Annotated in this window: 7 protein-coding genes; all 7 read left to right on the forward strand. The window is 47.1% G+C overall.

Features of this window, described 5'->3' with window-relative positions; translation table 11 throughout:
* Positions 1 to 414 precede the first annotated feature (414 nt).
* Complete coding sequence (locus MJZ26_14325) at positions 415 to 1806, forward strand: hypothetical protein (protein ID MCQ2106953.1); 1392 nt, start codon at positions 415 to 417, stop codon at positions 1804 to 1806.
* Between the two features lie 33 nt (positions 1807 to 1839).
* Positions 1840 to 3168, forward strand: coding sequence for a hypothetical protein (locus tag MJZ26_14330; GenBank protein ID MCQ2106954.1), 1329 nt, complete (start codon positions 1840 to 1842; stop codon positions 3166 to 3168).
* A 210-nt stretch (positions 3169 to 3378) separates the two neighbouring features.
* Positions 3379 to 4041, forward strand: a complete 663-nt coding sequence (locus MJZ26_14335; protein MCQ2106955.1) for a hypothetical protein — start codon at positions 3379 to 3381, stop codon at positions 4039 to 4041.
* On the forward strand, positions 4041 to 4412 hold the full coding sequence (locus MJZ26_14340) for a helix-turn-helix domain-containing protein (GenBank protein MCQ2106956.1): 372 nt from the start codon (positions 4041 to 4043) through the stop codon (positions 4410 to 4412). Before MJZ26_14335 ends, MJZ26_14340 begins: the two co-directional genes overlap by 1 nt.
* Before the next feature lie 687 nt (positions 4413 to 5099).
* Positions 5100 to 5486: a hypothetical protein gene (locus tag MJZ26_14345; protein MCQ2106957.1), complete on the forward strand. Its 387-nt coding sequence runs from the start codon at positions 5100 to 5102 to the stop codon at positions 5484 to 5486.
* Complete coding sequence (locus MJZ26_14350; protein ID MCQ2106958.1) at positions 5483 to 6568, forward strand: relaxase/mobilization nuclease domain-containing protein; 1086 nt, start codon at positions 5483 to 5485, stop codon at positions 6566 to 6568. Before MJZ26_14345 ends, MJZ26_14350 begins: the two co-directional genes overlap by 4 nt.
* A gap of 12 nt (positions 6569 to 6580) precedes the next feature.
* Positions 6581 to 7272: hypothetical protein (locus MJZ26_14355; protein ID MCQ2106959.1), on the forward strand; the 692-nt coding region annotated here is incomplete at its 3' end.

The raw sequence follows: 7272 nt of genomic DNA on the forward strand, positions 1-7272 counted from the left end.
GTTAAACTCATATACTGGCTGAAACTGAATGTAAACAACTTAAAATCAGCGATATGGGTAAAACAAAGGAAAATAACGGAAAACATCCGAAAAGGGATGACTTCGGGATGGTTGGGAACTTCGGTCGGGAACTACCGATTTTGTTTCCCAGAGTTTCCCACAAATCTACGTACCCTAAACGGATTGAACTCAATAATCCTGTCTCAGTTTGGTATGTGCAAATGAACGCAAACCCACCATGAGGTCTAATTAGAAAGTCTAATCTCTTTGTGAGTAATTAAATAGATTTAATAAAAGACTGAAAGTCAACAATTAACAAGGTTTATCCGTCCGAAAATCCTTACCTTTGCCGACGCATTTCAAGGATAGCCGGACTCCTACAATCGCAATACATATAATAAAAAGGAGTACACAATGAAAATCTCAGTTTCACTACATAATGCCCCTAAGAAGGGCGAAGACCAGAACCTCCGTCAGGTTATCTTCCGAGTACGAGAGGGCAATAACGATTTGAAGGTACGCACCGACCTCATGGCAGACCCAACGCTTTGGGATGAGTCAGTACCAGGTTACAGACGCACCACCAAGTTGGGCAAAGGCGGTACAAAGGCATTCAATGATAAGTTGCAAGACATCTTCCGACTTATCGAAGCAGACTTCACACCGATGCGTGATGGCAAGTGGCTGAAGGAAACCATCAATGGCTACCTTCACCCAGTTGCAGAACAGCCTAAGCCATTCTCACCTCTGCCTTGCGAGGACAACGAGAAGGACACTTCACTTGAAAACCTTGACAAAGGCACAGTTCCTGATTGGTTCATGAAGTACGTTGAGCATTGTGATGTCAGCCATGGGAGAAAGGCTTGCTACCTTTCCACCATCAAGAAACTACGTCGCTATGAGTTGTTCAAGCGAGAGTTTGAAGGTCAGAAAGACTTCAATCTCTATCCCGACACCTTCACAATAGATGATCTCTACGACTTCTATGAGTATGTCGAGAACGAGTACATCTACTATGATGAGCATTATGACTGGTATCGTCAGTTCCACATTGACAAGAAGCCACCTATCAAGTACACCAACAACTATATGCAGACCGTCAGAAGTCATTTCCGTGCCTTCATGAACTGGATGACCAAGAACGGCTATAGTTCCAACATGGAGTACAAGAAGCTGACAATCAAGCCTGATGTCTATGCTGACCCTATCTATCTCACTCTTGAAGAGCGTGACAAGGTCTATTATACAGACCTTACCAAGCATCCCGGACTCTCTCTTTACCGAGACATGTTCATGTTCCAGTGTCTGGTTGGTTGCCGTGTGTCAGACCTTTATGCTTTCACTACTCGTAACATCACTGAGGATGGCTTCATCGAGTATCTTCCTCAGAAGACTCGTGAGAATGCAGTCGAAGGAGCACCTTCTTCCTTCTGCCGTGTTCCTCTCAATGATAAGGCAAAAGAGATTATCGAGCGCAATATGGACAAGCGCAGTGGTCGCCTTTTCCCATATCGCAACAAGAACATGTATGCTTATGGCATCAAGATGCTGCTGCTTCTCTGTGAGATTGACCGCATGGTGACAGCCAGAGACCCAGACACAAAGGAGTTTACACGATACCCATTGTACATGGTTGCTACAAGCCATACGGCAAGAAAGACCTTCATTGCCAACATCTACAAGAAGGTAAAAGACCCTGAATTGATCTGCTCTATGACAGGTCATATGCCTGGTTCCAAGTCCTTCCGTCGCTATCGCCACATTGATGACGATTGCAAGTGGGATGCACTTGAAGGTATTGAGTAATCATAATCAACTAACCATCTAAAGACAAGCAAGATGAAAGTTACAGCATTTATCCGTCAGAAGCAGGTTGCCAAGAACAACACTACTGACAAGAGCACCATATTCTTCCGTATTCGTGATGGCAAACTCGACATCAAGGTTGCCAGCGAACTCTCCATCAATGCCAATCACTGGAGTGATGACCGCCAAGGCTACAAGCTCCGTGTGAATACTGTCTCTGATGCAGTCAAGCGTGAACTCGACCGCAAGGTCAGGGAAATCACCGACCTTATCAATGACAAGTATCACAAGGGAGTTGATGGCAAGTGGTTGAAGCACCTCATTCAGTTGTATCACCATCCCAACATGATTTATTCTGAGGATGGCATCGATACCCGACTGACCAACCAGATTACAGAGTACTATAACCATCGAAAGGTGGCTAACTGTACCATCTATACCTCGCATACCATCATCAAGAAGATTAAGCACTTCGAGCTTTACATGCAGAATGTCAAGCGTCGCAAAGGCTATGTCATGTATGCAGAAGCCATTACCGAGGAAGACCTTTATCTTTTCAAGGAGTACCTTCTTGACGAGTATATCATCTTCCAAGACCATCCTGAGATCTTTGAAGACCTGAAGGAGTGGCAGAAGCCAAGGGCAGAAATGTCCGAGAATGGTGCGTATGACATTCTTCACCGCCTTCGTACTGTCATGAAGTGGGTTGACTTCAACGGCATTCCAACGACAAAGCCGTTCAGCCGCTTCGAGTTGAAGGCTCCGACCTATGGCACTCCATGGTATCTGACTCTTGAAGAAAGAGACAGAATCTGGAACCTTGATTTGTCTGCCGAGAAGAACCAGTTGAAGTTCCATCGTGACATCTTCATCTTCCAGTGCTGTGTTGGTTGCCGTATGGGTGATATTGGCAGATTCACCAAGGATAACATCGTCAATGGTGCTTTGGAGTACATCCCACATAAGACTGCCGAGAGCTCAGGCAGACTTGTGAGAGTTCCGCTGAACCAGAAGGCTCGTGAAATCCTTGACAGGTATAGTTGGCGCAAGACCACGCTTCTCCCTTATTTCGAGGATTGGGAGTACAACGATGACATCAAGAAACTCTGTACCATGGCAGATGTGACTCGCATCGTTTCGGTACTCGACCCGAAGACTCGCACCGAGGTGAAGAGACCACTCAATGAGATTGCAAGCAGCCACATGGCTCGACGCACCTTCATCGGCAACATGTACAAGAAGGTCAAGGATCCAGACCTTATTGGCTCGATGTCAGGTCATGTCGAAGGCTCCAAGGCTTTCGCCAGATACCGCACCATCGATGATGACATGAAGCGTGAACTCGTTGACATGATCAACTGACACACCTGCTCTGCCACACTTGCTCTGATGTACTAACGTTCTGTCTGGCAGATGTCCCTATACCGCATCTGCCGACAGGACACATGTCAAACCTTTTAATACTGCAAATCAAAGAAGAAGCATATTCAATGAATACCCCCACCTCCTGACCAATGGATTGGTCATCAGGTACCGAGAGAATCAACCGCTTTTATCACTGATATACTTACTATGTCACAGAAGCATTTTACTCATGAGGTCTTCCTCACTCATGCAGTGAGTCTTGACCTACTGGATTACCTCTGTCCAGTTCACAAGAAAGAGGTGTTGAGAGTCGATGCTTTCCGCGACCTTCTCAACAAGACCTGCCAGCAGCCTACAGGTGCAATGACCAAGGAGGGTACTCCACTGGTCGTTACCCCTGGGCAACTGGTAACGTCGGTTTCCGAACTCGCACGAGTGTGGGATTGGCACAGGGACAAGGTTCGTGACTTCCTCAATGGACTTGCCGAACGTGATGTTCTCACGATCGACATGCACAAGAAGTTCATGGTTCTTTCATTCCCTTATCTGGCAGACCGTATCTCAGCCTATGCTCCAAAGGCTGATGACAAGGTATCTGCCGACCCAACACCTTCGCCTGATGGAGCAAGCGAAGAAAAGGGGCAGAAGAAGGAAGGCTCACCTGTCACTCAGAATGTGGCTACTGCAACCGAGGGTGCTGCAACCAAGGAGGCAAAGGCTGGCAGTCAGAATGATGGTGAGAAGCGAGAAGGTGTTAATCCTGGTACTGCCAGACGTGGCGGTTACATGCAGGAAGACCTCTTCTCTGGTGTTGATAACTCTGGCACTCAGCAAGTGCCGGATAATACTAACCAAAAGAAGGCTGAATAATGGATTTATACTCAATGATTCAGGCTGGTGGTCGCATGAATTTCACGGTCACTGGCGAGGATCTTGTCCAGTTCGCAGAGACCATTATCGAGAAGACTATCGCTATGCGAGATGCCGAATTGGCAATGGCTCCAAAGGACGAGACCTATTTAACGACTGACGAGGTCATTGCTAAATTCCATGTCTGCAAGACCACCTTGTGGACTTGGGAGAAGAATGGCTATCTGATTCCTTCACGCTGGGGAAAGCGTAAGACGTATGCCTTATCGGAACTCCATGCGCTCATGAAGGACAAGAAGAAGCGTCTGCCGAATCTTGCTGCTCAGGAGAACAAGTTGGCAGATACGCTTGGAAAGGAGGTGCAGGGCTGACAGGTATCTCTGATGATGGGCATGGTCAGCAGTTGTACGCTGTCATAGCCTATCCTCAGAGCCTTGCAGGAACAACAGAATGGTGATGTCCTTTGGCAGACACACCATGCCTTACCCTTTTCCCTTTTGTCAATGCTGGATTTATGACCAGTTTCACCTCTTGATCCTCATTCAAGGCACAAGCAGTGAACCAGGCTTTCCGGCATAGACACACCCAAGGGTGAAGGGATGCCAAAGCGACACATACTATATTATATGTAGTAAGAGTCGCCCTGGCATTGATTCGAGACCATCCTTCTACTCGGACATTACGCAGCAGACAGAGGTCAGCGAGGTGTCTCTGACCACAGTCCGCTATCATGCGTAAAATCCGTTTCTGGAGGCTTTGTCGAGGTCGTAAGACCATGGCTCTGCCGATGGCTCACCACCTGTCCTGCAGCCTGTCTATTCATCTATTGCAAACATCTTCGATGCCTACGGCTATAACCTTGGTTTTACCTTCGTTAAGTCTTGTATCTGACACGATCCAGCAGAGCTGAAACGATGTCCGTCAGACGTAACGACCGCTTTGCGGTAAGGGGTTTTACGGGGTTGGGGAGCAAGTGTATGTTTTCTATGCCCAGAAAACAACCATCCCTTCGGTCGGGAGCATCAAGATGCTGGCACATAAATGTGAAGGAGGCTATTATGAATAATACCCAAGAACCCCAAACCCCTAACTCTTCTCGTAAACATAAGGGAGGTCGTCCACCCTTAGCAGAGGAACAGAAGCGAACCGTATGCAAGAAGGCTTACTTCACTATTGAAGAGGCTAAATGCGTCGAACTCGCTGCTGATGAAAACAGGATGTCTGACTCAGAGTACATGAACCAGATGACTATGAACGGCTATGTCAAGGCTCCTATAGATCCTGACTTCGCCAAGGACTTCAGGGCAGCTGCTAACATGGCTGGAAATCTCAACCAGTTGGCATACCAAGCCAACAAGGCTGGCTTCAGCAGTGTGGCAAAGGATATGCTTGATTTGCGTTCAAGGCTTCATGGTGTACTCGACATAATCTACCGCTGGATATGATGCCCAAGATAAGTAACGGTTCTACCTTCGGGGGAATCGTCAATTATGCAAACGACATCAAGGACAAGGACACAACAATTCTTGCTTCTCGCGGAGTTGATCTTCGGAGCAACTACACCATAGCAAAGTCTTTCAAGATTCAGGCTATGATGAACCAAAGGGTGCAGAATTGTGTCGGACACTTTGCGCTTTCATTTCCTCCAGAAGACGCACATCGTTGCACTGACGGATTCATGCGTAAACTGGCAATGGAGTATATGAAGAAGATGGGCATCACTGATACCCAGTTTGTCATCTTCCGACACCATGACCACGACCATGACCATGTGCATGTTGTCTATAACCGAGTCAACGATTTCGGCAAGACCATATCTGACGGATGTGATGTAGAAAGGGCAATCGCCATTTGTCAGGCGATGACCCGACACTATGGTCTTCACTGGAGTGATGGCAAGATGAAGGTCAACCGTGACCGACTCAAAGGCAAGGCAGTTGTCAAGTATGCCATCTTTGATGCAGCACAGAAAGCATTGCCTGGCAGTCGTACATGGCAGGATTTCATCGATCGTATGAAGGAGCAAGGCATTCAGGTCAAGGTCGCACCTCGTGAAGGTGGCAAAGGCATGGGAGTTGTCTTCACCAAAGGCAATGTCTCAATGAGTGGTTATCAGGTTGACCGACGCAGTTTGACTTTCTACATGTTGAACCAGCAGTTGTACAACATCAACGCTCTGTTGCCTAAAGACCAGTGGTTGCCTGATGAACCAATGATTCATGAGGTCAAGTTTGACGATATGGATTCCGATGTCCGTCTGCCGAAAGTTTCCTTTGGCAAGGAAGACGAGTATGTCGAAGACAGTAGCGTGAATATCTATGATGATAATAACGATTCTGCCTTTTTCGATACCGACGCGGCTGCCGAACTTGCTTCCAACGTGGCTGCTGCAGCTGTCGAACTTGCCGTTGGTCCGACTGTGGTTCCGACCTCAGGAGGTGGCGGTGGTGGCAGTTCCAGTGGCTGGGGCGATGACGATGATGATGACGAGAAGAAGAAAAGGAATAGACCTAAGTTCCATCGTTAATACATTTAGAATATGCCGAATAATACTACAAAACCCAAGCTTAAACCTGCAAGGATGATAACCAAGGAGAAGGTTCAGGAAGTGAAAGACAAGATGGCTGATATTTCATCCACAGTTGTCTCTTCACAGACTGTGTCTGCACATCCTGCTGAATCTTCTGAGCAGGTCGAGGATGCTGATGTCATTGTTCCTGTCAGTAAGCCAGATTCTGAATCTGTTGATGTGACGGAGAATCCGCCTATCGATGGCGAGTTTACAGACAAAATGCTCAAAGATATTGACGTGCATGACTTCTGTTTCATCTTGGAAACGATGTACAACTATACAGCTGATCACAGAGAAGAAGCGAAGCGCAAGGAACGTGAAGAGAGCAGACGTAAGCAGGAAGAAGCAGGTATCGATGTCATCACTCCTGAGAATGCTCTTGTAAAGTGTACTGGTTTCATGAACGACATTCTGACCGGATATAATCTCTACAAGAAGCATGAGAGTGCTATTGACAAGCAACAGACGAAGTCCAAGGAGATTGCAGATACACAGAACGAGACCGTCAAACGTCTTGAAACCGTTATCGGCAGGATTGAGGACGTGCAAGGAGTTAAGGTACCAAAGCGACCTCCATTCCCTTCATGGGCATGTCTGGCTTACATGTTCTGGCACTGGCCTATGTATGGTTTTGCTTTTCTCTGGCAGTCGAAGTACTT

The sequence above is a fragment of the Fibrobacter sp. genome (assembly GCA_024398965.1).
Classification (GTDB): domain Bacteria; phylum Fibrobacterota; class Fibrobacteria; order Fibrobacterales; family Fibrobacteraceae; genus Fibrobacter.

Bases quoted from the DNA above. Each gene is read 5' to 3' on its own strand.
- MJZ26_14330 (MCQ2106954.1), top strand. From the start codon at position 1,840: ATGAAAGTTACAGCATTTATCCGTCAGAAGCAGGTTGCCAAGAACAAC.
- MJZ26_14325 (MCQ2106953.1), top strand. From the start codon at position 415: ATGAAAATCTCAGTTTCACTACATAATGCCCCTAAGAAGGGCGAAGAC.
- MJZ26_14340 (MCQ2106956.1), top strand. From the start codon at position 4,041: ATGGATTTATACTCAATGATTCAGGCTGGTGGTCGCATGAATTTCACG.
- MJZ26_14350 (MCQ2106958.1), top strand. From the start codon at position 5,483: ATGATGCCCAAGATAAGTAACGGTTCTACCTTCGGGGGAATCGTCAAT.
- MJZ26_14345 (MCQ2106957.1), top strand. From the start codon at position 5,100: ATGAATAATACCCAAGAACCCCAAACCCCTAACTCTTCTCGTAAACAT.
- MJZ26_14335 (MCQ2106955.1), top strand. From the start codon at position 3,379: ATGTCACAGAAGCATTTTACTCATGAGGTCTTCCTCACTCATGCAGTG.